The 730-nt window shown below is 65.5% G+C and carries 1 protein-coding gene; it reads right to left on the bottom strand.

Features of this window, described 5'->3' with window-relative positions; all coding sequences use genetic code 11:
- The coding region (locus tag BV034_RS34095; protein ID WP_265593799.1) for an IS66 family transposase at positions 1 to 730 on the bottom strand (730 nt) is incomplete at both ends.

Below are 730 nucleotides of genomic sequence, written 5' to 3'. Positions count from 1 at the left end.
GTACACCTCCAGCTTCTCCCACTGGTTGAGCGCATAGTCACAGGCCTTGGCCAGCAGGCTCTGCGGCAGGAGAGCCTTGGCCCGCACCTCCAGGATCTGCGCCTTGAGGCGGGAGAGCTTTTGCGTCACACCCTGCTCCTGCCGGTAGTCCAGACGGGCCTGCCCCTTCAACTGCAGCTCCCGCGCCCCCTCTTCGACTCCATACAAGGCGCCGATGCTGGCCACCACCGCCAGCCCCGGTTCGCACGGCACCTCCTTGGGGGCGGCCTGGCACGCCTCCACGAACTTGCGTCGCACGTGGGCAAAACATCCCGCGTGCCGCTGCACCTGCCCCTCCAGACAGTCATAGACCACATAGCCGTCGCTTTGCAGGATGCCTCCGTAGTCTTTCAAATAAGCCCGCGCCCCTGCCTGGGCACGGTTGTCCTGGTACTCGAAGTACACGAGCCCTCCGGGGATCGAGTACTGCCACAACCACGCCACATCGTTGCGGCCTTTGCCCAGATCTTGCAGCACTGGCAGCCTCGTCTCATCGGCCTGGATGAGCGGCCCCAGGCGCAGCTCCTGGCCAATGGCCCGCGCCAGAGGTTGCAGCAACGCTCCGGCGGCCATCACCGCCCGCGTCGCCGTGGCCTGGCGCACGATCACACTGTGATCGCGCTCCCAACCCTGCAGCTGACGGTACACCGGCAGATAATCGGCATACTTGCGCACCACCAGTTCCACCACC

The organism is Verrucomicrobium sp. BvORR034 (genome assembly GCF_000739635.1).
Lineage (GTDB): Bacteria > Verrucomicrobiota > Verrucomicrobiia > Verrucomicrobiales > Verrucomicrobiaceae > Verrucomicrobium.
The sequence above is the reverse complement of the archived record's forward strand: the minus strand, read 5'-3'. Positions and strand labels throughout refer to the sequence as shown.